The following is a 21,921-nucleotide window of genomic DNA, read 5'->3' as shown; positions in this document are numbered from 1 at the left end:
AAGCCCTGGTTGGCCTGGAGGCCCGCAGCGTCGGCGGCTGTGATAGTGACAACGGATTTGCAATCGTAAATCGCTGATTATAAACGACTTGATGATTCGTTGACGGTCGTTGTTACCTCATTCGACCCCTCAATCGCGACTCCGGTCGTCGGCCAGGTAGGCGGCCCAGTCGTTCATGAGGTGGCGGCGGCGCTCGAACAGGTCCGTGCGCCGGTATGCGGCCTCGACCCTGTTCTGCACGACGTGCGCCAGGGCCGCCTCGACGACCTCGCGGGGATGATCCGTTTTCTCGGCCGCCCAGTCCCGGAAGCTCGACCGAAAGCCGTGCGGCACCGCCGCGATCTCCTGCTTCTTCAGGAGCCGGCGCAGCGTTTTCTCCGACAGCGGCTTCGCGCCGCCGCGGGTGAACACGAACGGACTGCGGTCGTCGAGCGCTCGCGCCCGGTCGAGGATCTCCAGGGCGCGGCGGCACAGCGGCACGCGATGCTCGCGCTTCGCCTTCATGCGTGCCGCGGGAACGGTCCACACCCTGGCGCCGTCATCGATCTCCCCCCACTCGGCCCACCGCACCTCGCCCCATCGCGCCGCCGTCAGCACAAGGAACTCGAACGCGAGCGGGCCGGCGGGCGACCGGCTCGTTCCTCGCACCGCCCGGATGGCCGCTGCGACGTCCCGGTGAGGCAGAGCCGGCATGTGCCGTATCACGCGGTGCTGCGAGCCGAGCACCGGCCGGAGCTGGTCGCAGGGGTTGCCGGTTCGGAACTCCATCGCCATCGCCCAGTCCAGCACCGAGCGCATGCGCTGCAGCACGACCCGGGCGGTGGCCGCCTTCGTGTACCAGATGGGAGAGAGGATCTCAAGCAAATCGGCGCTCGTTACCTCCGACACCGACACCTTGCCGATGCGCGGGAAGGCGTACCGCTCAAGGCTCGACATCCAGTCCCTTCCGTGTTTCTCGCTGCGCCAGCCGGGCTGCTTCTGTGCCAGGACCCGCGCGGCCGCTTCGGCGAAGCTGGGCACGTCCCGGGCGCGCCGCCTCTCCGCCATGGGGTCGCCGCCCTCGCGGGCGAGCTTGCGGTTCGCCCGCGCCCTCACCCGGGCCTCGGCCAGCGAGACGAGCGCGGCGCTGCCGAGTCCGAGGTCGTGGCGCCGCCCGCGGATGACGAGGCGCTGGACCCAACTCCGGGCTCCGCTCTCCTGGACGAACAGGTACAGCGTGTTGCCGTCGCAGTACCGGCCCGGCGGTGCCGCGCGGACGAACTGGGCCGAGAGCGCCTTGTCCGGATGGCGGCCCTTGGGCTTCCCTTTTCGGGCCGGCTTCCCTTTTCGGGCCGGAACGGGAGAGGAGGTCAAGTCTATCATTCCCTACAAATAGAGCCGCGCCGCACTTCGGATGGTCGTGGAAGTCTATTCACCGAGCCGCACGGTCTGGTCCCGCACGAGAACAATATATCATAGTCGACCACGTGCGATCCGTGAGCGACAAGTAGCTGCGTATTGGCGACGTTGCGGCGACATCCCGGCTTCGCGCGCACGAACGCGGCCGAGAGCGCTTATTCCGGACGCCGGCCCCTTCGAATTCGTCTGCGGGTTCCGTGGCGCGAGCCCCGGCGTTATCATGGCCCGCCGCCGGCCGTTCGCGCGGCCGCCCGCGGGAAACTCCGGTACGGGCGGCCTCGTAGGTTCGGTTCGCCGATGGTGGCCGGTTCCGGGTGGTACCAGTTGCGGCAAGGACGGCGATGAGCGTCTTCGTCTTCATCATCATCATCGTGGCGCTCGTCACGTTCGGGGAAGTGGCCCAGAAGTGGTTCGCGGCCCGCCCCTCGCCCACGCCGGTGGAACCCGGCCGGGACGACGAGATCGAGCGTCTGCGCGAACATGTCTCGCTGCTGGCGAGCCAGGTGGACCAGTTGACGGAGGAGCAGCGCTTCATGACCCGCCTCCTCGAGGGCGGCGGACTCGCGGGCGGGGCGCCATCGGATGAGTCTCGCCCGGAAGGGCGACCCGATTCACGACTGCGGGGACCGAGCTGATGCTGAACAGAGAAGACATAGAGAGCTTCCTCATCCGCACCGAAGCGGACTATCAGGAACTCGACGAGGGACTGTGGATCGTCCACCCCAACGGAGCGAGCGCGGAGCGGCAGCCGAGGATTCTGGTGAACTACCAGCCGCCCGTTCTCGTGTGTCGCGCGGACATCCGCGACCTCCCGATCGACGATGAGGACCAGCTTGCGCTCTACCGGAGGCTCCTGGAGCTGAACGCGGTGGACCTCATCCACGGGGCGTACGGCCTCGAGGACGGAGAGGTCATCCTGAGCGACACGCTGGAGCTCGAAAACCTCGACTTCTCGGAGTTCCGCGCCACGCTCGAGAGCCTCACGCTGGCGCTGACGTCCCATTGGGACAGTCTCACCGCCGACATATCGACCGACTGAAGAGCAAGCACAGGAAACGAGCATACACCATGGGTGTCCTGGACCGTCTTTCACGGCTGATTCGATCGAACCTCAACGACCTCATCGCTCGGGCCGAGAATCCCGAGAAGATGCTCACCACGATCATCGAGGACATGCGCCGCCAGCTCGCGCAGGCGAAGCAGGAGGTCGCGGTCGCGATCGCCGACGAGCGCAAGCTGCGGGCGCAGTTCGAGGAGTCGCGCTCGACGGCGCAGGAGTGGGAGCGGCGGGCGCGGCTCGCGATCCGCGAGGGCCGCGACGACCTCGCGCGCCAGGCGCTCGTGCGCGGGCAGGAGCACGCGGAGCACGCGCGCGAGCTGGAGGCGCAGTGGCAGAACCACCGCAACGAGACGGAGAAGCTCAAGGACTCGCTGCGCCAGCTGAACGCGAAGATCGAGGAGGCGAAGCGCAAGAAGAACCTCCTCATCGCGAAGCAGAAGCGCGCGGAGGCCCAGAAGCGCATCCACGACACGATGCAGGGGCTCCACGACAAGAGCGCCTTCCGCGCCTTCGACCAGATGACCGAGAAGATCGAGCAGGCGGAGCGCCAGGCGCTCGCGAGCGCCGAGGTCACCGAGGAACTCACCGGCGACACGCTGCTCAGCGAGTTCAAGGCGCTGGAGGCGGGGGGCGACGCCGCCGTGGAGGACAAGCTGCTGGAGATGAAGGCCTCCATGGGCCTCCTCCCCTCCGCCGAGCCCGAGGAGGTGAAGGCGCTCGGCTCCGGCGAGGACGCCGAGGCGGATGCCGGGTCGGACGCGGGTGACGCCGCCGGCGGGGATGACGTGGAAGAGATCCCCGAGGCGGAACTCCTCGAACTGCTGGGCGAGTCCGGCGAGACGGAGCGGGCCGAGAGCGAATGAGCCCGGGCCCGGGGCGGAAGCGGCTTTCCTCCTCTCGGCTCGCGATTCTCGCGGAGGGGGCCTTCGGGGTCGAGACGGCGAAGACCGCCTCGTCCGCCGTGCGCTACCAGCCGGAGCGGGTGAATGCCGTCATCGACTCCCGCTTCGCCGGCCGCACGGTGGAGGAGACGCTGGGCTTCGGCGGCGACATCCCCATCGTCGCGACCTTCGCCGAGGCGCTCGCGACGGAACCCCGACCTGAAGCCCTCCTCGTGGGGATCGCGCCCCAGGGAGGGCAGCTCCCCGAGGCGTGGCGCGCGGTGCTCGTGGCCGCGCTCGAGGAGGGACTCGACATCATCAGCGGCCTTCACTTCTTCCTCTGCAACGATCCCGAGCTGGCGGCGCTGGCGGAGCGGCACGGGTGTACGCTGTTCGACCTCCGCAAACCGCCCCCGGACCTGCCGGTGGGGGCGGGCCGGGCCATGGGGACCGACGCGTTCCGCGTGCTCACGGTCGGCACGGACTGCAACACCGGGAAGATGACGGTTTCGCTGGAACTGCAGCGCGCGCTGCAGGCCCGGGGGGTGCGCGCCGGCTTCGCGGCCACGGGACAGACGGGGATCCTCATCGCCGGCACGGGCATCGCGGTCGACGCGGTGGTGTCGGACTTCATCTCCGGCGCCGCCGAACGCCTCACGCTCGAGGCGGCGCGGGGCGAGGACGGCGAGGGCGTCGACATCGTCCTCGTCGAAGGCCAGGGGTCGCTCATGCACCCGGGCTACTCCGGCGTCACGCACGGCCTCCTGCACGGCACGCTGCCGCACGCGATGATCCTCACCTGGATGCCGAGCCGCCCCCGCATCTACGGCGGCAACCACAGTTGGGTCGTGCTCCCGGACCTGGACGAGGTGATCCGCCGCTACGAGGACGCGCTCGCCTGGGCCTGCCCCGACGTCCCCGGCCGCGTGATCGGCGTCTCCCTCGCGACCTACGACATCTCCGACGACGACGCCCGCGCCGCCGTCCGCCACGCCCGCGACGTCACCGGCCTCCCCGCCACCGACCCCATCCGCTTCGGCCCCGCCCCCCTCGTAGAAGCCATCCTCCAAGCCCACGCCGCCCACCGGGCGTCCCCGAGTTACGGCTGACGCGTCGACCGGTTACGTTCACCGGATGAACGGGATCATGATCACGCGGTGGAACCTCAGCCTCTCGCTCACCCTCGCGCTCATGATCGTGGCGGGAGGCTTCTCTCTCCTGTGGGAACGGACGAACGCCCTTCACGCGACGCAACTCGAACTCGTCACCCGCGTGTCGCGCGTCGAGGTCCAGGTCCAGGATCTTCGGGAGGACGTTGTAGCCCTCCGCGAGGACATGGTGGCCATTCGCGAGGACGTGGCGGCTCTTCGCGAGGAATTTCGCGAGGAAATTGCTGCTCTTCGCGCGGAATTTCGCGAGGAAATTTCTGCTCTTCGCGAGGAACTTCGCGAGGAAATCGCGGCCCTTCGCGAGGAGATCCGGGGACGGGGCGAGCCGATCCGTGCGCACGAGACTCTGGAGGTCGGCGCGCAATGACCGACCGGGCCCCTTCGGGGCCGCGCAAGCGCGTGTTCAGCGGGATCCAGCCGACGGGGCACGCGCATCTCGGGAACTATCTCGGGGTGTTCCGGCGCTGGGCGGCGATGGTCGACGAATACGAGTGCTACTACTGCATCGTCGACCTGCACGCGATCACGCGCGAGTACGAGCGCGAGGATCTGCTGCGGCGCGTGTTCGATCTCACGGTGTCGCTCGTGGCCTCGGGGATCGACCCGGAACGCTGCACGCTCTTCGCGCAGTCGCACGTCCCCTACCACAGCGAACTCCAGTGGCTGTTCAACACGGTCACCCCGGTGGGCGATCTGGGGCGGATGACGCAGTACAAGGAGAAATCGCAGGGTCGGGAGTCGGTGAACGCGGGTCTCCTCAACTACCCGGTGCTGCAGGCGGCCGACATCCTCCTCTACCGGGCGCACTTCGTGCCGGTGGGAGAAGACCAGCGCCAGCACCTGGAACTGTCGCGGGAGGTGGCGCGGCGCTGGAACGGGCGCTTCGGGGACTTCTTCCCGGAACCGGAGACGCTGGTGGGGACGGGGGCTCGCGTCCGCGGGCTCGACGGCGTGGCGAAGATGTCGAAGTCGAAGGACAACACGGTGCGGATGGTCGCCGAGCCGGACGAACTGTGGGCGCGGCTGCGCACGGCGGTCACGGACCCGGCGCGGGTGCGGAAGGACGATCCCGGCAACCCGCACGTGTGCAACGTCTTCGCCCTGCACGAGTTCTTCACGGATCCGGCGGACCGTGCCGAGATTGAGATCCTCTGCCAGACGGCGGGGATCGGTTGCGTCGCCTGCAAGCGGCAGCTCACGGACAACGTGGCCGAGGAACTCGCGCCGGTGCGCGAACGCGCGGCGGAACTGCGCGCGCACCCGGAGCGGGTGATCGAGATCCTGGCGGCGGGGGCGGAGCGGGCCCGCGCCGAGGCCGCCCGCACGATGGAAGTCGTGCGCGAGCGCATGGGCGTCGGCCCGCGCACGCTGGACGCCGACCTGCCCGGGCTGGCCGCGGCCGCCACCGCGGGGGCCGCCACCGCGGGCGACGGCGGCTGAGCCCCTAGCGCCGGGAGTCGCCTTGCGCCGCTTCGTGATCTGGATGTACGCGCCGGAGACCCCCCACTGGTCGATGCCGGAGTGGTCGTTCGAACGCATCCGCGGCGCCCTGGACCCGGAGTGGGAGATCGAGTCGGTGCGCGTCGCGCTCGAGGCATCGGGCGACGGCGTGCGCGTGACGCCGCCGGAACTTCTGGAAGCGGTGGCCGACGCCGAGGTCTACTGCGGCTGGGGGATCCGGCGGGACGTCTTCCGCGCCGCCCGCAGGCTGCGCTGGTTCCACTCGGGCGCGGCCGGGGCGCGGAACTCGCTCTTCGAGGAGATGCGGGAGAGCGACGTCATCTTCACGAACTCGGCGGGCATGTACGCGGACTCGCTGGCGGACCATGCCATGGCCGGCATCCTGTACTTCGTCCGCGGCCTGGACCTCGCGGTGCGGGCGCAGCGCGAGCGGGAGTGGGTCCAGTCCGCGCTGAACTCGCCCCGCAGCCCCCTGCACGCCGCGCCCGCCGCCGGCGAGGTGGCCGGGGCCTCGCTCGGCATCATCGGCTACGGCGGCATCGGATCGGCGCTCGGCCGCCGCGCGCACGCCCTGGGCATGCGAGTTCAGGCCATTCGCCGCACCGCCGGCCCGAAGCCCCCCGAGCTCACCCGCCTGCACGGGCCCGACCATCTGCCGGAACTCCTGGAGTCCTCGGACTTCGTCGCCCTCACCGCCCCCGAGACGCCGGAGACGGAGGGCCTTCTCGGCACCGAGGAACTGGCGCGCATGAAGCCGGGCGCCGTGCTCATCAACCTCGCCCGCGGCACCCTTGTGGATGAGACCGCGCTCGTCCACGCGCTGGAGACGGGACACCTGCGTGGCGCGATGCTGGACGTGTTCGAGACCGAGCCCCTCCCGGCCGACCACCCTCTGTGGGGCCTCGAGAACGTCCTCGTCACCCCCCACGTGGGCGGCACCTCGGCCCGCTTCTGGGAGCGCGAGACGGACCTGATCGTCCGCAACATCTCCCACTACCAGCGCGGCGACCCCCTCGAAAACCAGGTCGACAAGACCCGCGGCTACTGAGCCCCGGACTGGCCGCGACGTTCCCGCGGGAACGTCTCCGGACCCGCCCATTACCTTGAAGCCGGTCCCCGATGACGCCACATTGAGCCCCGCCCGCAACTTGGGCTTGAAGGAGCAGGAAGGGTCCGGTGAGCACTGGGAACGTCAACTACTACATGAATCTGCCCTACGGCGAGCGGATCCTGCAGGAAGTTCTCGACGACGGACGCTCCCGCGGGGAATCAGGATCGTTTCAGAACTGAATGCGCCCACCGACAAACAGGTTCGATCCTGGGTGCAAACCGATCGATAAGTCCGATCTCGAGTCCAGGATCATGGCCTCCCACCCATCAACCCGAATCACCGACGCCGTAATCAGGCCAATACCCGCACCGATGACCGCGAAAGTGCCAGCCACAAGTCCGAACGTCTCCGCGCCGCTGAACAGCCAATCATCCTCGTAAAGCTCAGGGTTGACAAGGCCAAGCAGCCCCGCAGCCGCAACGCCGGACCCCGCACCAATCAGTACCCCCTTCGCGTAGGGACGACGCTCGGTATGGCGCTCTATCCGTCGAATCGCGTCGAGCGCGATCGATCGTGTCCCCCCTTCATCCCGGAGGATTAACTCACCCTGTCGCATCTCGACGAATGAACCGATCACCGTGCTTGACGGAAGCGTTACGCGAATCCGCTCATCCGGCTCCTGCGCCACAGCGAAGGCAGGGTTCAGCGCCACGCAGGCCACCGCGACAACCACCGCCACCGTCAATTTCGCGACGTTGTTCAGTCCTCTACCTCCTCCGGCTGGTCCTCACCAATACTCGCTGCGACCACCGGTGGGAGGGGAAAGGACGGCGCTATGCCGAGCCGAGGAGGCCCGCCGCAAGCCTTGCGGTCATGCAGACACCGCCCAAATCCCCTCAGAAGCGTCCGGCGAGCCGGAGGACGCCTCTTTCGATCTTGAGCGCTGGCCCAACGGCCAACCCAACGCCTATATGATAGCCGATCGTATGCGATCTTTGGGCGACAGGGATCCATATGCCGACGACGTTTCGCCGATATGCCGCGTTTTCCGACCCGGTCGCCCGCACCGACTCCCATGGGGCGGCCGATGACAGATGATGCCAAGGCGCTACGGCGACAGATCGAAGTGCTCCAGGAGCGTGTCTCCCGCCTGAGCGCCGCCGTACTCCGCGTCAGCGACAGCCTCGACCTGGACACCGTGCTTCGGGAGGTCGTCGACAGCGCCCGCGCTCTGACGGCGGCCCGCTACGGCATGATCGCGACGGTCGACCACACCGGAGGTGTCGCGGAGTTCGTCGCCTCCGGTTTCACGCCCGACGAAGACCGCGAGATTGCGGCGTGGCCGGACTCACCACGCCTCTTCGCGCATTTCCGGGACCTTGCGGCGCCGCTGCGGCTGGCGGACCTGCAGGCCTACGTGGGGTCGCTCGGGCTTTCGTCGGATCTCATCTGGCCCACGGCGATGCTGGTCGCGCCAATGAAGTACCGGGGCGTGGACGTCGGCAGCTTCTTTCTTGCCGGGAAGGAGGGTGGGGAGGAGTTCACGAGCGCCGACGAAGAGGTCCTGTTGCTGTTCGCCTCGCAGGCCGCGACCGCCCTCGCCAACGCCCGCGCGCACCGCGAGGAGCGCCGGGCGCGCGCTGACCTGGAGACGCTGATCGAGACGTCGCCCGTCGGCGTGGTGGTCTTCGATGCCGAGACGGGCAACCCGCTATCGTTCAATCGGGAGGCGCGGCGCATCGTCGAGGGCCTGAACTCGCCCGGACGCGCCGTCGAGGAACTGCTGGAAGTGATCACGTGTCAGCGCGCCGATGGGCGGGAGGTCTCCCTGGCGGAGGTCCCGATGGCACGGCAACTGAGCGACGGCGAGACGGTCCGCGCCGAGGAGATGACGCTCTCGGTCCCCGACGGCCGGAGCGTGACGACACTGGTCAACGTCACGCCGATCCGGGCGGCCGGGAACGCGGTCGGATCGGTGGTGGTCACGATGCAGGATCTGGCGCCATTCGAGGAACTCGAGCGGATGCGGACGGAGTTCCTCGCCATCGTGAGTCACGAGTTGCGCGCGCCGCTCACTTCGATCAAGGGATCGACGGCCACCGTGCTCGGTGCTTCACCGGGCTTCGCCACGCCCGAAATGCTGCAGTTCTTCCGCATCATCGATGCGCAGGCCGATCAGATGAGCGGCCTCATCGGCGATCTGCTGGACGCCGGACGCATCGCCACGGGCACATTGTCGGTGTCGACCGAATCCTCCGACGTGGGCACGCTCGTCGACCAGGCGAGGAGCACCTTCCTGAACGGGGGCGCCCGGCACACGATTCACGTCGACCTTCCCGAGGAACTGCCTCGCGTGTCGGCGGATCGGCAACGCATCGTGCAGGTGCTGAACAACCTCCTTGCCAATGCCGCCAGGCACTCTCCGGAGTCGTCGCCCATCCGGGTTTCCGGACGGCACGAAGGCGCTCACGTTGCGATCTCGGTCGCCGACAACGGCCGGGGCATTCCGCCCGGGCGCCTCCCGCACCTGTTCCGGAAGCACGCCGGCACCAGGGATACCAGGCAGAATCTGGAAGGCGGTCTGGGCCTGGCCATCTGCAAGGGACTCGTCGAGGCTCACGGCGGGCGCATCTGGGCCAGGAGCGGTGGGGAAGGCCAGGGCGCCGAGTTCACGTTCACGGTCCCGGTGGCCGAACCTGCCGGCGGCGACCCTCGAGCGGCGGACGCTGCCCGGGCTCCGGCGGGCCCGCGCCGACCGCGCCGGGCACAGGCGCGCATCCTCGTGGTGGACGACGATCCGCAGGCGCTGCGCCATGTCCGCGACGTGCTCACCGCCGAGGGCTACGCCACGGCCGTGACCGGGGACCACCGGGAACTGTCACATGTCATCCACGCCGAGAAACCCCATCTGGTCCTGCTCGATCTCATGCTCTCCGGGACCGACGGGATCGAGCTGATGGAGCACGTTCCGGAGCTGGCCGATCTGCCGGTCATCTTCATCTCCGCCTACGGACGGGACGAGACCATCGCCCGGGCCCTCGGCGCCGGCGCCGCCGACTACATCGTCAAACCGTTTTCTCCCACGGAGCTTACGGCGAGAGTCCGCGCCGCGCTGAGAAAGCATGCCGAACCCCAACGCTTCGTGCTCGGACAACTCGCGATCGACTACGAACGGCGCCAAGTGGCCCTGGCCGGGCGCCCGCTGGAACTGACGGCCACGGAGTACGAGGTGCTGCGCGTGCTGTCCGTAAACGCGGGGCGGGTGTCCACGTACCGTTCCCTGTTCCGCCGGGCCTGGGGGCGGAGTCCGGACCACCGCGCCCCGAAGCTCGTCCACGCCGTCGTCAAGCGGCTCCGGCGAAAGCTGGGCGAGGACGGGACCCGCGCCGCCTACATCCGAAACGAGCGCGGCGTCGGCTACCGCATGCCCGAACCGGACGACACGAGTTCGCCGGACGTCTCCGGACCCTTCCCGCTACCTTGAAGGCGGCCCCCGATGACACCACATTGAGCCCTGCCCGGAACTTGGGTTCGAGACACCAACGAACCCGAGACACGAGGAGGCGGTGATGACGGCAGAAGGTTGGACAATCATCGGGGTGGCCATCGCGCTCATCGGCATATTCACGCCGGTGCTGATGGGGATCCGCCGCGACCTGACGGGCCTGATCCGCGATGTGGCGGGTCTGCGCGAACGCATCGCCCGGATCGAAGGACTGTTCGAAGGCTTCAGCCGCCGGGATGGAGAGGCGCAGAGCCACTCCGCCTGAGGCGTGAGCCCCGAAGACGTTCCCGCGGGAACGTCCATGACCCGCGACCGACCCTAACTTCGGAAGTCCCATGAGAGATCTTTCCGGTGTACATCCGCCCGTGGCCACGCCGTTCGGCGAGGATGGCGAGCTGGCGCTCGACGCGTTCGACAACAACCTGCGCGAGTGGCTCTCGCACCCCATTGCCGGGATCGTGGTAGCCGGTTCCACGGGGGAAGCGCCGCTGCTCGACCGCCGTGAGTTGTGCGCGCTGGTGGAGACGACCGCCGCGCGCATCGGAGACCGCACGCTCACGGTCGGGACGGGGGCCGAGTCCACGCGCGAGGTGATCTCCGTGACCCGCGAGGTGGCCGGGCTTGGCGCGAACGCCGTCCTCGTGCGCTCCGGCTCCTACTACCTGAAGGCGATGCGGCCGGACGTCGTGCGCGATCACTTTCTCGCGGTGGCCGATGCGTCGCCCGTGCCGGTCGTCCTCTACCACATCCCCCAGTTCGTGCCCGTGCACCTGACGCCGGATCTCGTGGGCCGGCTTGTCGAACACCCCAACATCATCGGGATCAAGGACTCCTCGGGCGACCTCCGCAACCTCGGCCAACTCATCGAGGCGTGCGGCCGCAACGCGCAGGTGCTCGTGGGCTCCGGCGCGCTCCTCTACGCGGCGCTCGAGGCCGGGGCGGCCGGCGGCATTCTGGGCGTGGCCGTGATCGCGACCCGCTCCTGCTGCCAGATCTACGACGCCTGGAAGGAGGGCGACCACCGCCGCGCCGGCGCCATGCAGGAACGCGTGGCGCCGCTCCACAAGAGCCTCGTGGCGGAGGGAGGCATCGCCGCGGTGAAGGCCGCGCTCGACCGCCTCGGCCTCTACGGCGGCGTGCCCCGCAGCCCCCTGCAGCCCGCCGACGCCGCCAAGCTCGCCAAGGTCGACGCCGCCCTCGAAGCCGCCGCCCTCGGCGTCTCCGCCTGACCCCGACGGCAGATCTCCAGACCGCGCGATGAACGAACTCGACGCCGCCATCGCGGAATGGCACCGGGTTCGCGAGGAGATCGCGCCCGAGGACGAGGAACGTCTGTGGCAGAAGCTCCGCCTCGAGTGGAACTACAACAGCAACCACATCGAGGGGAACACGCTCACCTACGCTGAGACGGAGCTTCTCCTGATCCACGACCAGACCGCGGGCTCTCATCCACTTCGCGACTACGAGGAGATGAAGGCGCACGACGTTGCGATCGGCCATGTCCGCAGACTCGCAACCGACGAACAACCCCTGACGGAAGGTGACGTCAGAGATCTGAACCGAATTCTCCTCAAGGAACCCTTCTGGAAGTGGGTCGAGACCCCCGACGGTGACACGACGCGCAAGTGGATCGAGCCCGGGAAGTACAAGACGCAGCCGAACCACGTGAAGACGCGCACGGGGGAACTTCACCGGTTCGCGGAACCCGAGGAGACGCCCGCGCGGATGGAGGAATGGGTACGCCGGTTACGGATCGATCTGGAGCGCAAGGATTACCCGCTCCCCGAGTTCCTGGCCGAATCGCACTGGTCGTTCGCGAACATCCATCCCTTCGACGACGGAAACGGACGCACGGCGCGACTGATCACCAACTACATCCTGCTCCGCAAAGACCTGCTTCCCATCGTGATCCCGAGCACGGACCGAGATCGCTACTTTGGGGCCCTCCGCCAGGCGGATGCGGGAAACGGCCGGCCGCTCACGGACCTCATGCGGATTCAACTCCTGTGGTCGCTCCATGTCGGCGTCCGCGCGGCCGCTGGGGAGCCGGTCGGGAACCCCGAGTACATCGATAGGTCTCGGCGACCGGGGCAGAGTCGAGACCATTTGTCGCGCCGTCATGGACGCAATCCGAACGATGTCGCAACAGCCCGATCCGGCGTAGAGAGGAAACAAGAGACACGTGTTTAGTGACAGGGTGCGTTGCGTCGTTGTGGTGGGGGCGCAGTGGGGAGACGAAGGGAAGGGGAAGATCGTGGACGTGCTCGCGGAGCAGGCCACGATCGTGGCGCGCTATCAGGGGGGCGCGAACGCGGGGCACACGGTGCGCGTGGGCGAGGGGGCGGACGAGGAGGAGTTCATCCTCCACCTCATCCCCTCCGGGATCCTGAATCCGGACACGCGCTGCCTCCTCGGCAACGGGGTCGTCGTGGATCCGTGGGTGCTGGCGCGGGAGATGGACGCGCTCCGGGACCGCGGGATCGATCTCGACGGGCGCCTGGGGCTGAGCCGGCGCGCGCATCTCGTCCTCCCCTATCACCGGCTGCTCGATGCGGCGCAGGAGGACAGCCGGGGCTCGAAGAAGATCGGGACGACGGGGCGGGGAATCGGTCCGGCGTACCGCGACAAGATCTCCCGCACGGGGCTCCGCGTCGGCGATCTGCGCAACCTGGACCGCACGCGCGAGATCGTGGCGGGGGCGGCCGTGCGCGCGAACGTCACGCTGGCGGGACTCGGCGACGAGCGCCGCGTGGACGCGGACGAGGTGATGTCGCAATTGGAGACGGTCCGCCCGACGATGGTGGCGCTGTTGACGGACGCGGGGGACGAGATCCGCGGCGGGCTCGCTTCGGGGGGGCGGGTCCTGCTCGAGGGGGCGCAGGGGGCGCTCCTCGACATCGACCACGGGACGTATCCGTTCGTCACCTCCTCGACGACGACGGCGGGCGGCGCCGCTTCCGGAGTCGGGATCGGGCCCACGCTGATCGACGAGGTGATCGGCGTGGTGAAGGCCTACATCACGCGCGTGGGCGAAGGCCCGCTGCCGACGGAACTCCCGGAGGCGGAGGCCGAACGCCTGCGGCAGCTCGGCGGCGAGTTCGGCGCGACCACCGGCCGCCCCCGCCGCCCCGGCTGGTTCGATGGCAGCGTCGCCCGCTATGCGGCCGGCGTGAACGGCCTCACCGGCCTCGCGGTCACGAAGCTGGACGTGCTCGACACGTTCGAGACGATCCGGCTCTCGACCGGCTACGAACTCGACGGGGCGCCGATCGCCTCGTTCCCGGACTCCGTCGCGGATCTCGCCCGCGTGCGTCCGGTGTACGAGCGCTGGGCGGGCTGGAACACGGACACGACCGGGTGCCGGACCCTCGGCGACCTCCCGGATCCCGCCCGCCGCTACCTCGCCCGGATCGAGGAGGTTTGCGCCACGCCGATCCGCTTCGTGGGTGTCGGCGCCGCCCGGCGCGAGACGATTGCGCTGTCCGCGGCGGCCGCCGCCTGAATTCGTTGCCCGGATTCGTTGCCTGAAGTCGCGAAAGTCCCTAAACTGCGCGGCTCAATACGGATCGGGTGCGGGCGGTCGGCGCCTTCTCGAGACGCGAATGGAGACCTTCCAATCGCGTTTTTTTGATGCCTGGAACGGTGGATGTTCGAACGCCTTGGTGACCGGCTCGACGGTGCGCTGAAGAAACTGCGCCAGCGCGGCGTCATCACGGAAAAGATGCTGGACGAGGGGCTGCGCGAGGTGCGGCGCGCCCTGCTCGAGGCGGACGTCAACTTCCGGGTCGCGCGCGACTTCCTCGCGAAGGTGAAGGAGCGCGCGCTCGGCGAGGATGTGCTGAAGTCGGTCCGGCCGGGCGATCAGATCGTGAAGATCGTCCACGACGAACTCGTCGCCCTGCTGGGGGAGGCGGCGCCGGAGGAGTCGGAGGCGTCGGTTCCGCCCACGGTGGTCATGCTCGTCGGCCTGCAGGGGTCGGGGAAGACCACGACGGCGGCGAAGCTGGGGGGGCGCCTGGCGAAGGAGGGCCGGCGGCCGGCGCTCGTGGCGTGCGATCCCTACCGCCCGGCTGCTCCGGAGCAGTTGGAGGCGCTGGCGGCGCGGATCGGCGTCCCGGTCCTGGCGCGGCCGAGCGGCGAGGACATGTCGGACCTTGCCCGCGGCGCGCTGGACGAGGCGAGGCGGAGCGGAGTCACGCACCTGCTCCTCGACATGGCCGGCCGGCTGCAGGCGGATGAGGAGTTGCTGGACGAACTCCGCCGCGTGAAGGCGGCCGTGAAGCCGCAGCAGGTCCTGCTCGTGGCGGACGGGATGACGGGGCAGGAAGCGGTGCGGATCGCCGAGGGGTTCCACGGCGCGGTGGGGCTGACGGGGGTCGTCCTCACGAAGATGGACGGCGACGCCCGTGGAGGCGCGGCGCTGTCGATCTACAGCGTGCTCGGCGTGCCGATCCGATTCGTCGGAACGGGCGAGCGGCCCGAGGACCTCACGGTCTTCGATCCCGAGCGCATGGCCGGCCGGATCCTCCAGATGGGGGACATCGTCGGCCTCGTGGAGCGCGCGCAGCAGACGGTCGACCTCGGCGAGACCGAGCGGTTGCAGAAAAAGATGCTTGCGGGGAAGGGAGAGTTCGACCTCGCGGACTTCCTGACCTCGATCCAGCAGATCCAGAAGATGGGCCCCCTGAAGGGGTTGCTGAAGATGATGCCGGGTGTCGACACGCGCATGCTGGACCAGGCGGACGTCGACCCTCGACGGGTGAGGCACCTGGAGGCGATCATCCTCTCGATGACGCCGGAGGAGCGGAGGCGGCCGGAGATCCTGAACGGGTCGCGCCGGGCGCGGATCGCGAAGGGGTCGGGACGCCCGGTGCACGAGGTGAACCGGCTCCTCAAGCAGTTCCGCGAAATGCGGAAGATGATGAAGCAGATGGGCAAGCTCATGCCCCGGATGATGCCGGGAGGTCCCGGCGACCTTGGCCAGTTGGGCAAGGGACTGGGCTAGACGCCGGACCCGGGCCGGTTCCGGGCAGATCAGGGAGAAAATCGGAGAACTGAATGGCGACGACAATCAGACTCAAGCGGCGTGGGGCGAAGAAGGCGGCCTCGTTCCGCATCATCGTGACGGATTCGCGGGAAGGGACGGCGGGCGCGTCGATCGAGCGCCTCGGGCTCTACAACCCGCGCACGCAGCCGTCGCTCGTGAGGATCAACGCCGCCCGCACGCTGCACTGGCTCAACGAGGGCGCGCAGCCGACGGACACGGTGCGGTCGCTCCTGCGGAAGACGGGCGTCTGGAAGCAGTTCCACGACGGCGTGGATCCGATGTCTCTCGAGACGGCGATCATCGAGATCGGTCCGCCGCCGGGACAGCGCGGCACATCGCAGCGTCCGATGCCGAGCGCCGAGGCCCCGCCGGAGCCCGAGCCCGAGCCGCCCGCCGCCGAGGAGGCCGCGCCGGCCGAGGCGGAGGCCGAAGCGGAGGCGGTGCCCGAAGCCGAGGCGGAGGCCGAAGTGGAGGCGGCGCCTGAAGCCGAGGCGGCTGCGGAAGCTGAGGCACCTGCGGAGGCCGAGACACCTGCGGAAGCGGAGGCGGCGACCGAGGCAGAGGCAGCGACCGAGGCAGAGGCGGCCCCCGAGGCTGAGGCAGCGCCTGAGGCAGCGCCGGAGACCGAGGCGACCGCTTCGGCCGACGATGCGGCCGACGGCGCGGCTGACGCGGACGACACCGCCGGCGAGGCGGACGACGCTGGCGACGAGGCGAAAGCCGGCGCCGACGCCGACTAGCACCGCCGCCACCATGTCCGACGCGCCCGTGATCGTGGCCCGCATCGCCCGGCCGCACGGGATCCGCGGCGGGCTGCTCCTGGAAGCCGAAACCGACCACGCCGAGGCGCTCTTCCAGGCGGGTCGCCGGCTCCAAATCATCGGCGCGCCCCCGCCCCGGGCACTCACGGTGGAGACGGCGAGGCTCCACGGCGGGCGGTGGCTCGTCGAGGTCCGCGAGGTGGCGGACCGCACGGTGGCCGAGGGTCTCCGCGGCGCGCGCCTTGCCGTCCCCCGCGCAGAGCTGCCGGATCTGCCGGACGGGGGCTATCTGCTGCACGATCTGATCGGCATGTCGGTATGCGAGGAGGACACGACGATCGGAGTGATCAGGGAGGTGTACGACCAGCCCGGCGCGCCGCTCCTCGCCCTCGACGTCGATGGCCGCGAGCGGCTGATCCCGTTCGACGCGGAACTTGTCGTGGAACTGGACTTCGAAGCCGGCGAGGTCCACATGAAGCTCCCCGCCGGCCTGCTCGATATCTGACGCGAACGGTCCGATGCGAATCAACGTCCTCACGATCTTCCCCGACTACCTCGAGGGCCCGCTCGGCCTCTCGATCCCGGGCCGCGCCCGCGAGGCGGGACTCGTCGACTACCGGCTGATCGACGTGCGCGAGTACACGACGGACCGCCACCGAACGACGGATGACGAGCCTTTCGGAGGCGGGGGCGGGATGGTGATGAAGCCCGAGCCCTTCGACGCGGCGCTTACCGCGCTGGACCGGCCAGGGCGCGTGATCTCGCTCTCCCCGCGCGGCCGGCCGTTCGACCACGAAACGGCGGTGCGCTTCGCGCTGGAGTCCGATCTCACGCTGTTGTGCGGGCGCTACAAAGGGATCGACGAGCGGGTCGTCGACGCCTGGGTGGACGAGGAGATCTCCATCGGGGACTACGTCCTCAGCGGGGGCGAGCCCGCCGCGCTCGTCGTCATCGACGCCGTGGTGCGCCTCCTCCCGGGGGCGCTCGGCGATCACGATTCGGCCTCCTCCGACTCGTTCTACGAGGGGCGCCTCTCCGCCCCCTCCTACACGCGGCCCGCCGAGCACGGCAGCCGGTCGGTGCCGGACGTGCTCCGGTCGGGGGATCACCCCCGCATCGAGCGCTGGCGCGCCGCGCAGGCCGATGCGGCGACGCGCCGCCGCCGTCCCGACCTCCTCGACCTCGACGCGGCCGACTGACCGGTTTTTTGGCGCAAGCCGAGCGACAATGGTATACTAAAAGGCTGCGGGTCGTACCCATCGTCACATCGCCGCTACCCTCCCGTGACGCAAACGGATACGCCGCCGGAAACGCACCTGGAGACGCAGGGAACAAGGATAGACGAACGATGGATCCCAGAATCGCCGGTATCGAGGAGGGATATAAGCGCACGGACCTTCCGGCCTTCGCGCCGGGGGACACGGTGCGTGTCCGCGTACGCGTGAAGGAAGGCCAGAAGGAGCGCGTGCAGCCGTTCGAGGGCGTGTGCATCGGTCGCCGCGGGGCGGGGGTCAACGCGACCTTCACGCTGCGGCGGATCTCCGGCGGCGTCGGCGTCGAGCGGATCTTCCCCCTCCACTCCCCGTGGATCGTGGGGCTCGAGGTCGTTCGGCGCGGCGATGTCCGGCGGGCCAAGCTCTACTATCTGCGCAACCGCCGCGGCAAGCGGGCCCGGGTGCCAGAGCGAAAGTGGTGGCTCGACAAGAAGCAGGACGACTGACACCGGCGAAGCCGGCTCCAGAGACGGCTCGGGAGGCGCCGGCCACGGCGCCGCTCGACTACGAGGAAGAGGGCTGGGCTTCCGGCCTCCGCGTCGTGGTCGGGATCGACGAAGCCGGGTTGGGTCCGGTGGCGGGTCCCGTGATGGTGGGTGCCGTCGCGCTCCACCCGGGACAGCAGTTCGAGGGGTGCACGGACAGCAAGCAGGTCTCCCCGCCCCGTCGCGAGGAACTCGCCCTACGCATCCGCGCGGAAAGCCTTGCCTGGCGGGTCGCCGCCGCCTCCACCCGTGAGATCGAACGCCTCAACGTCCGCGCCGCGACCATCGTGGCCATGCGCCGCGCGCTCGATCGTCTCGCGCTTCCGGCGGAACTCGTGCTCGTGGACGGCAATCCGGTCCCGGAACTCGGCGAGCACCGCTCGATCGTCGGGGGCGACCAGGCCTCGCATTCCATCGCCTGCGCCTCGATCCTCGCGAAGGTCACGCGCGACCGCCTGATGCGGCGTCTCGACGCGCGATACCCGCTCTACGGCTGGGCGTCCAACAAGGGATACCGGACCCGCGAGCACATGGAAGCGATCCGGCGGCACGGCCCGACCCCGCACCACCGGATCACCTTCCAGGGCGTTCTTCAGACGGAACTGGAGTTCAGTCCGGCGCCTGACCGGCCGTCCGATCCGCAGCGCGATCCTCGGCGAGATCCAGAGGCGTGAGCACCGGCGGCGTGCCGGGGCTCGCATCGCCTCCGTACCACGTGGCCATGACCGTCTCCGCCGGCTTGCCCTGGGGCGAGTAGTCGGTGGCGATCCACTCGCCGGACGGAGATCCCGCGTACCACTTCCACGCGAAGCCGCCCGCGAACCAGGGACGGTCCCACCACACGCGGAAGAGCGCCTCGTAAGCCCCGGACTGCGCCTCGTAGTTCGCCGGCACGCCCCGCGCGCGGCGTCCTTCGGGCAACTCCCACTGGCGGCCCGCCGCTCCGTCCACGCTGCGATACCCGTACTCGGCGAACAGGATCGGCTTTCCCGTGGCGATGGCGACCTCGCGCAACTCCTCGCTCCACGGCTCCCACGCCGCGATCAGCGTCTCCATGTCCGGCGTGGCGTCGTCGGTGAGGGGGAAATAGGCGTCCACCCCCACCAGGTCGAGCGCGTCCCAGAACTCGATCCGGGCGTACTTGTCCCAGTTCGCCGCGTACGTGAGGCGGCCGCCGTAGATCGCCCGCACCTCCTCGATGAGCGACCTCCAGTAATCGGGCCGCGCGAGCGCGACGAGATCGACCTCCGTCCCCACGCTCATCATCTCCACGTCCATCGAGTCGGCGACGTGCGCGAACCGGAGGATGTACTCCCGGTACCCCGAGAGGAACATCTCCCAGTCCTCCTCCGTGTCGGGCTCGAACTCGCCCGGCCAGCCCTGTCCGCGCACCCAGAGATGCGGCTTGAGGAGCACGGAGAGCCCGCTCTCCCTGGCGTATTCGATGGTCTTGGCGACGCCTTCCGTCCTTTCGCCCCAGAACTGGCGTTCGCGGTCGAACGCGACGCGCGGCTGGGCGGGATCCACGAAGGCGTAGGGGATGACGGCGACCCAGTTCGCCCCTGTGAGGGACGCGCGATCGAGCGCATCGGGCGCCATCTCGCGCCGCGGGGCGGAGAAGGAGACGCCGCGCATCTTCTCTTCCGGCGCGATGTTCGCCGTGGCGGCGGCGAGCCGGCCGGACATGGCCGGATCGTTCCCCCCTCCGGCCGCGCCGCAACCGGCAAAAACGGACCATGCGGCCAGCACCGCGACCTGCGCGCGGGCGGCCAATCTCTTCGTATTCATCTATACCATCGTGCCTTTCGGCAATCTGAATCTCAACACGTCCGCGACCCGTCCCATGCGGGCCGCTACCCCATCCCATACGAGCCGCGACCCCGTGTCGGGTTCACGCCCCGTGCGGCCGCGGCGTCACACCCGCCTGGCCGCGGCGTCACACTTGAACGAATCCCGGGCCGGGGGTCTCTTGTGCCCATGAGTACACACGGGAGCGCGGAACCGTTCGACTTCGACGGAGACTACGGCGGCGACTACGAGTACATCGCCCGCACGGTGATACCCGGCTACCGGAGCTCGTTCCGGCAGGCGCTCGCGCTCCTCCGCGGACGCGTGGGCCCGAGTCCGCGGGTGCTCGTCGTCGGGGCCGGAACCGGCATCGAGCTGGTCACGTTCAAGGCGGCGGAGCCCGGGTGGCGGCTGACCGGCGTCGATCCGTCGCGCCAGATGATCGAGATCGCCAGGCACCGGATGGAGGAGACCGGCGTGGAAGACGGCGTCCGCCTCGTCCACGGACACGTCTCCGACCTCGACGAGGACGGCTTCGCGGCCGCGACCTGCTTCAACGTCATGCACTTCCTCCCGGACGACGGCGCCAAGCAGGCGCTCCTGCGCGACATCGCCCGCCGCCTCGCGCCCGGCGCCCCGTTCCTCCTGTTCGAACTCCACGGGGACCGGAGCGGCCCCCGCTTCGATGAACTCTTCGCGGCGTGGAGCCGATACTGGGAGATCCAGGGGATGGGAGAGGCGGAACGGGCCGCGTTCCGGGCGAAAATCGACGAGGGCATCCACTGGGCTTCGGAGGCGCGCATCCTCGAACTGCTGGCCGGGGCGGGGTTCGAGGACACATGGCGCTACTACCGCGCCCTCCTCTACGGCGCCTGGCTCTCCCGCCGCGCCGGGTAGCGTCGCCGCCGAACGAGACGTTCCCGCGGGAACGCGGGGTCCGCCATAGTCATCGACCCCGAATCTCCTCGATGTAGTCGTCCGTGTTCCCGCCCGTCCCCAGGATGCCGTACACGCGGTCGACGGGGTGTCGGGCGGCCGTCTTCTTTCGTAGGAGAAGGCCCTCTTCGGTTGGGACGAGTTCGACTTCGACGTTGTCGTTCAAGCCGTAACGGTCTCTCAGCTCTCTGGGGATCGTGATCTTTCCCCGTTCGGATATGCGCATGTTCCGGCTCCGACGATTTCGAGGTATGTAGTCGACGACGGAGTATCATATTGCGACGCGTTGCCTGACGACGAGCGTTCGGACAGCATGGTACGGGGGATCGTCAACGGAGGATCAACGCGCGTGCGAGCGGAGCGGCAGGCTGACATGAGGTCGATGTTGCGGTGCGCGGTGGTCGCGATGCTCGCGGTGGTGCCCGCCGCGGGAGAGATTTTGGCGCAGGAGCGGTCGCCGGAGGCGTCGGGGGAACCCTCTCAGGAGTCGACGGTGCTCATGCTTTGGGGTGGGATCCGGGTCGACGGGGAACTCGTGCTCGAACCCGCCTTCGCGTACGAGGGGAGGGTGAGCCGTCCCGGGGCGTCCGGCGACTACCGGGTGCGGGGGCTCGACGACGAGGGGGAGACGCTGTTCTCGATCCGCTTCACGCCGGGTGAGATCTCGGATGGGAGCAAGGGCTTTTCCTACTCGATCCCCTTCGATGCCGCGTGGACGGAGGCGCTGGACCGGCTGGAACTCAGCGGGCCGGAGGGCGTGGCCACGGTGGACCGGGAGGCGGGGGCGCGGGCGATGATGGTGATCGACCGCGCTACCGGACAGGTGCGGAGCCTCCTGCGCAACGCGGCCGCCGGGCTCCCGGCGGCGCTGGCCGCCGACAGTTCCGGCGTTCGGATCCTCCGCGGCCTGCCGCGTCCCCCGGGCTGACGTGTTAGCTTGAGCCGCGCCGGGCGGAGGCCCCGTCGGGTCCGCCCCGCCACTCGGCCGGGTAGCTCAGTTGGTAGAGCAACGGACTTTTAATCCGCAGGTCGTGGGTTCGACCCCCACCCCGGTCACTCTCCCTCGCCCCCGAACGTCCGAAGCAGGCGCCGGCAGCGCCACGGC

24 protein-coding genes and 1 tRNA gene are annotated in these 21,921 nt (G+C 69.3%); 21 read left to right on the top strand and 4 right to left on the bottom strand.

Annotated elements, in window-relative coordinates; genetic code table 11:
* Nucleotides 1-129 precede the first annotated feature (129 nt).
* Complete coding sequence (locus RN901_RS07140; RefSeq protein WP_310757414.1) at nucleotides 130-1,353, bottom strand: integrase arm-type DNA-binding domain-containing protein; 1,224 nt, start codon at nucleotides 1,351-1,353, stop codon at nucleotides 130-132.
* 386 nt (nucleotides 1,354-1,739) lie between these two features.
* On the opposite strand from RN901_RS07140, the gene RN901_RS07135 reads away from it, so the two are divergent.
* The 7 genes from RN901_RS07135 to RN901_RS07105 are packed head-to-tail and all read left to right on the top strand — an operon-like array spanning nucleotide 1,740 to nucleotide 7,017.
* A complete protein-coding gene (locus RN901_RS07135; protein WP_310757412.1) occupies nucleotides 1,740-2,033 on the top strand; it encodes a hypothetical protein in 294 nt (97 codons plus the stop codon).
* The gene (locus tag RN901_RS07130; RefSeq protein ID WP_310757410.1) at nucleotides 2,033-2,437 is read left to right on the top strand and encodes a CesT family type III secretion system chaperone; all 405 of its coding nucleotides are present in this window, start codon (nucleotides 2,033-2,035) and stop codon (nucleotides 2,435-2,437) included. The genes RN901_RS07135 and RN901_RS07130 overlap by 1 nt, the downstream gene beginning before the upstream one ends.
* Nucleotides 2,438-2,466: 29 nt before the next feature.
* Nucleotides 2,467-3,321, top strand: coding sequence for a PspA/IM30 family protein (locus RN901_RS07125; RefSeq protein WP_310757408.1), 855 nt, complete (start codon nucleotides 2,467-2,469; stop codon nucleotides 3,319-3,321).
* On the top strand, nucleotides 3,318-4,448 hold the full coding sequence (locus RN901_RS07120; protein WP_310757406.1) for a DUF1611 domain-containing protein: 1,131 nt from the start codon (nucleotides 3,318-3,320) through the stop codon (nucleotides 4,446-4,448). The genes RN901_RS07125 and RN901_RS07120 overlap by 4 nt, the downstream gene beginning before the upstream one ends.
* 37 nt (nucleotides 4,449-4,485) lie before the next feature.
* Complete coding sequence (locus RN901_RS07115; RefSeq protein ID WP_310757404.1) at nucleotides 4,486-4,875, top strand: hypothetical protein; 390 nt, start codon at nucleotides 4,486-4,488, stop codon at nucleotides 4,873-4,875.
* On the top strand, nucleotides 4,872-5,948 hold the full coding sequence (trpS, locus tag RN901_RS07110) for a tryptophan--tRNA ligase (RefSeq protein ID WP_310757402.1): 1,077 nt from the start codon (nucleotides 4,872-4,874) through the stop codon (nucleotides 5,946-5,948). Before RN901_RS07115 ends, trpS begins: the two co-directional genes overlap by 4 nt.
* A 22-nt stretch (nucleotides 5,949-5,970) precedes the next feature.
* Nucleotides 5,971-7,017: a D-2-hydroxyacid dehydrogenase gene (locus RN901_RS07105; protein WP_310757400.1), complete on the top strand. Its 1,047-nt coding sequence runs from the start codon at nucleotides 5,971-5,973 to the stop codon at nucleotides 7,015-7,017.
* A gap of 232 nt (nucleotides 7,018-7,249) precedes the next feature.
* Here RN901_RS07105 and RN901_RS07100 read toward each other — a convergent pair whose 3' ends face one another.
* Complete coding sequence (locus RN901_RS07100; RefSeq protein ID WP_310757399.1) at nucleotides 7,250-7,759, bottom strand: hypothetical protein; 510 nt, start codon at nucleotides 7,757-7,759, stop codon at nucleotides 7,250-7,252.
* Nucleotides 7,760-8,107: 348 nt separating this feature from the next.
* Between RN901_RS07100 and RN901_RS07095 the strand changes: the two genes are divergently transcribed.
* From RN901_RS07095 to RN901_RS07045, 11 genes are all read left to right on the top strand, one after another.
* Nucleotides 8,108-10,504 carry an ATP-binding protein gene (locus RN901_RS07095; RefSeq protein WP_310757397.1) on the top strand — a complete coding sequence of 799 codons (2,397 nt, stop codon included), beginning with the start codon at nucleotides 8,108-8,110 and terminating at the stop codon, nucleotides 10,502-10,504.
* Between the two features lie 85 nt (nucleotides 10,505-10,589).
* On the top strand, nucleotides 10,590-10,790 hold the full coding sequence (locus RN901_RS07090) for a hypothetical protein (RefSeq protein ID WP_310757395.1): 201 nt from the start codon (nucleotides 10,590-10,592) through the stop codon (nucleotides 10,788-10,790).
* Nucleotides 10,791-10,860: 70 nt separating this feature from the next.
* Nucleotides 10,861-11,754, top strand: a complete 894-nt coding sequence (locus RN901_RS07085) for a dihydrodipicolinate synthase family protein (protein ID WP_310757393.1) — start codon at nucleotides 10,861-10,863, stop codon at nucleotides 11,752-11,754.
* Between the two features lie 28 nt (nucleotides 11,755-11,782).
* Nucleotides 11,783-12,715, top strand: coding sequence for a Fic family protein (locus tag RN901_RS07080; protein WP_310757391.1), 933 nt, complete (start codon nucleotides 11,783-11,785; stop codon nucleotides 12,713-12,715).
* Between the two features lie 7 nt (nucleotides 12,716-12,722).
* A complete protein-coding gene (locus RN901_RS07075) occupies nucleotides 12,723-14,027 on the top strand; it encodes an adenylosuccinate synthase (RefSeq protein WP_310757389.1) in 1,305 nt (434 codons plus the stop codon).
* 144 nt (nucleotides 14,028-14,171) lie between these two features.
* Nucleotides 14,172-15,530, top strand: a complete 1,359-nt coding sequence (ffh, locus tag RN901_RS07070; RefSeq protein ID WP_310757387.1) for a signal recognition particle protein — start codon at nucleotides 14,172-14,174, stop codon at nucleotides 15,528-15,530.
* Between the two features lie 53 nt (nucleotides 15,531-15,583).
* Nucleotides 15,584-16,312, top strand: a complete 729-nt coding sequence (rpsP, locus tag RN901_RS07065; RefSeq protein ID WP_310757385.1) for a 30S ribosomal protein S16 — start codon at nucleotides 15,584-15,586, stop codon at nucleotides 16,310-16,312.
* 13 nt (nucleotides 16,313-16,325) lie between these two features.
* On the top strand, nucleotides 16,326-16,838 hold the full coding sequence (gene rimM, locus RN901_RS07060) for a ribosome maturation factor RimM (protein ID WP_310757383.1): 513 nt from the start codon (nucleotides 16,326-16,328) through the stop codon (nucleotides 16,836-16,838).
* A gap of 13 nt (nucleotides 16,839-16,851) precedes the next feature.
* On the top strand, nucleotides 16,852-17,532 hold the full coding sequence (trmD, locus tag RN901_RS07055) for a tRNA (guanosine(37)-N1)-methyltransferase TrmD (RefSeq protein ID WP_310757381.1): 681 nt from the start codon (nucleotides 16,852-16,854) through the stop codon (nucleotides 17,530-17,532).
* Between the two features lie 149 nt (nucleotides 17,533-17,681).
* Nucleotides 17,682-18,053 (top strand): 50S ribosomal protein L19, encoded by a 372-nt coding sequence (rplS, locus tag RN901_RS07050; RefSeq protein ID WP_310757379.1) that lies wholly within the window; start codon nucleotides 17,682-17,684, stop codon nucleotides 18,051-18,053.
* A complete protein-coding gene (locus RN901_RS07045; protein WP_310757377.1) occupies nucleotides 18,026-18,766 on the top strand; it encodes a ribonuclease HII in 741 nt (246 codons plus the stop codon). The genes rplS and RN901_RS07045 overlap by 28 nt, the downstream gene beginning before the upstream one ends.
* Here RN901_RS07045 and RN901_RS07040 read toward each other — a convergent pair.
* Entirely contained in the window at nucleotides 18,702-19,880 is a 1,179-nt protein-coding gene (locus RN901_RS07040; protein WP_310757376.1) for a hypothetical protein, read from the bottom strand. The two genes, RN901_RS07045 and RN901_RS07040, sit on opposite strands and share 65 nt — an antisense overlap.
* Before the next feature lie 189 nt (nucleotides 19,881-20,069).
* On the opposite strand from RN901_RS07040, the gene RN901_RS07035 reads away from it, so the two are divergent.
* On the top strand, nucleotides 20,070-20,777 hold the full coding sequence (locus RN901_RS07035) for a class I SAM-dependent methyltransferase (protein WP_310757373.1): 708 nt from the start codon (nucleotides 20,070-20,072) through the stop codon (nucleotides 20,775-20,777).
* Between the two features lie 49 nt (nucleotides 20,778-20,826).
* Here RN901_RS07035 and RN901_RS07030 read toward each other — a convergent pair whose 3' ends face one another.
* Nucleotides 20,827-21,042 (bottom strand): AbrB/MazE/SpoVT family DNA-binding domain-containing protein, encoded by a 216-nt coding sequence (locus RN901_RS07030; RefSeq protein ID WP_310757371.1) that lies wholly within the window; start codon nucleotides 21,040-21,042, stop codon nucleotides 20,827-20,829.
* 147 nt (nucleotides 21,043-21,189) lie between these two features.
* On the opposite strand from RN901_RS07030, the gene RN901_RS07025 reads away from it, so the two are divergent.
* Both RN901_RS07025 and RN901_RS07020 read left to right on the top strand, forming a co-directional pair.
* Nucleotides 21,190-21,744, top strand: a complete 555-nt coding sequence (locus RN901_RS07025) for a hypothetical protein (protein ID WP_310757369.1) — start codon at nucleotides 21,190-21,192, stop codon at nucleotides 21,742-21,744.
* 55 nt (nucleotides 21,745-21,799) lie between these two features.
* Nucleotides 21,800-21,872: transfer RNA gene (locus tag RN901_RS07020), tRNA-Lys, on the top strand.
* Nucleotides 21,873-21,921: the final 49 nt, after the last annotated feature.

The organism is Candidatus Palauibacter soopunensis (genome assembly GCF_947581735.1).
GTDB lineage: Bacteria > Gemmatimonadota > Gemmatimonadetes > Palauibacterales > Palauibacteraceae > Palauibacter > Palauibacter soopunensis.
The sequence above is the reverse complement of the archived record's forward strand: the minus strand, read 5'-3'. Positions and strand labels throughout refer to the sequence as shown.

Bases quoted from the DNA above. Each gene is read 5' to 3' on its own strand.
- RN901_RS07135 (WP_310757412.1), top strand. From the start codon at position 1,740: ATGAGCGTCTTCGTCTTCATCATCATCATCGTGGCGCTCGTCACGTTC.
- RN901_RS07080 (WP_310757391.1), top strand. From the start codon at position 11,783: ATGAACGAACTCGACGCCGCCATCGCGGAATGGCACCGGGTTCGCGAG.
- rimM (WP_310757383.1), top strand. From the start codon at position 16,326: ATGTCCGACGCGCCCGTGATCGTGGCCCGCATCGCCCGGCCGCACGGG.
- RN901_RS07035 (WP_310757373.1), top strand. From the start codon at position 20,070: ATGAGTACACACGGGAGCGCGGAACCGTTCGACTTCGACGGAGACTAC.
- RN901_RS07085 (WP_310757393.1), top strand. From the start codon at position 10,861: ATGAGAGATCTTTCCGGTGTACATCCGCCCGTGGCCACGCCGTTCGGC.
- RN901_RS07130 (WP_310757410.1), top strand. From the start codon at position 2,033: ATGCTGAACAGAGAAGACATAGAGAGCTTCCTCATCCGCACCGAAGCG.
- RN901_RS07120 (WP_310757406.1), top strand. From the start codon at position 3,318: ATGAGCCCGGGCCCGGGGCGGAAGCGGCTTTCCTCCTCTCGGCTCGCG.
- RN901_RS07025 (WP_310757369.1), top strand. From the start codon at position 21,190: ATGAGGTCGATGTTGCGGTGCGCGGTGGTCGCGATGCTCGCGGTGGTG.
- RN901_RS07090 (WP_310757395.1), top strand. From the start codon at position 10,590: ATGACGGCAGAAGGTTGGACAATCATCGGGGTGGCCATCGCGCTCATC.
- RN901_RS07095 (WP_310757397.1), top strand. From the start codon at position 8,108: ATGACAGATGATGCCAAGGCGCTACGGCGACAGATCGAAGTGCTCCAG.
- RN901_RS07030 (WP_310757371.1), bottom strand. From the start codon at position 21,042: ATGCGCATATCCGAACGGGGAAAGATCACGATCCCCAGAGAGCTGAGA.
- ffh (WP_310757387.1), top strand. From the start codon at position 14,172: ATGTTCGAACGCCTTGGTGACCGGCTCGACGGTGCGCTGAAGAAACTG.
- RN901_RS07115 (WP_310757404.1), top strand. From the start codon at position 4,486: ATGATCACGCGGTGGAACCTCAGCCTCTCGCTCACCCTCGCGCTCATG.
- RN901_RS07040 (WP_310757376.1), bottom strand. From the start codon at position 19,880: ATGAATACGAAGAGATTGGCCGCCCGCGCGCAGGTCGCGGTGCTGGCC.
- rplS (WP_310757379.1), top strand. From the start codon at position 17,682: ATGGATCCCAGAATCGCCGGTATCGAGGAGGGATATAAGCGCACGGAC.
- trmD (WP_310757381.1), top strand. From the start codon at position 16,852: ATGCGAATCAACGTCCTCACGATCTTCCCCGACTACCTCGAGGGCCCG.
- trpS (WP_310757402.1), top strand. From the start codon at position 4,872: ATGACCGACCGGGCCCCTTCGGGGCCGCGCAAGCGCGTGTTCAGCGGG.
- rpsP (WP_310757385.1), top strand. From the start codon at position 15,584: ATGGCGACGACAATCAGACTCAAGCGGCGTGGGGCGAAGAAGGCGGCC.
- RN901_RS07125 (WP_310757408.1), top strand. From the start codon at position 2,467: ATGGGTGTCCTGGACCGTCTTTCACGGCTGATTCGATCGAACCTCAAC.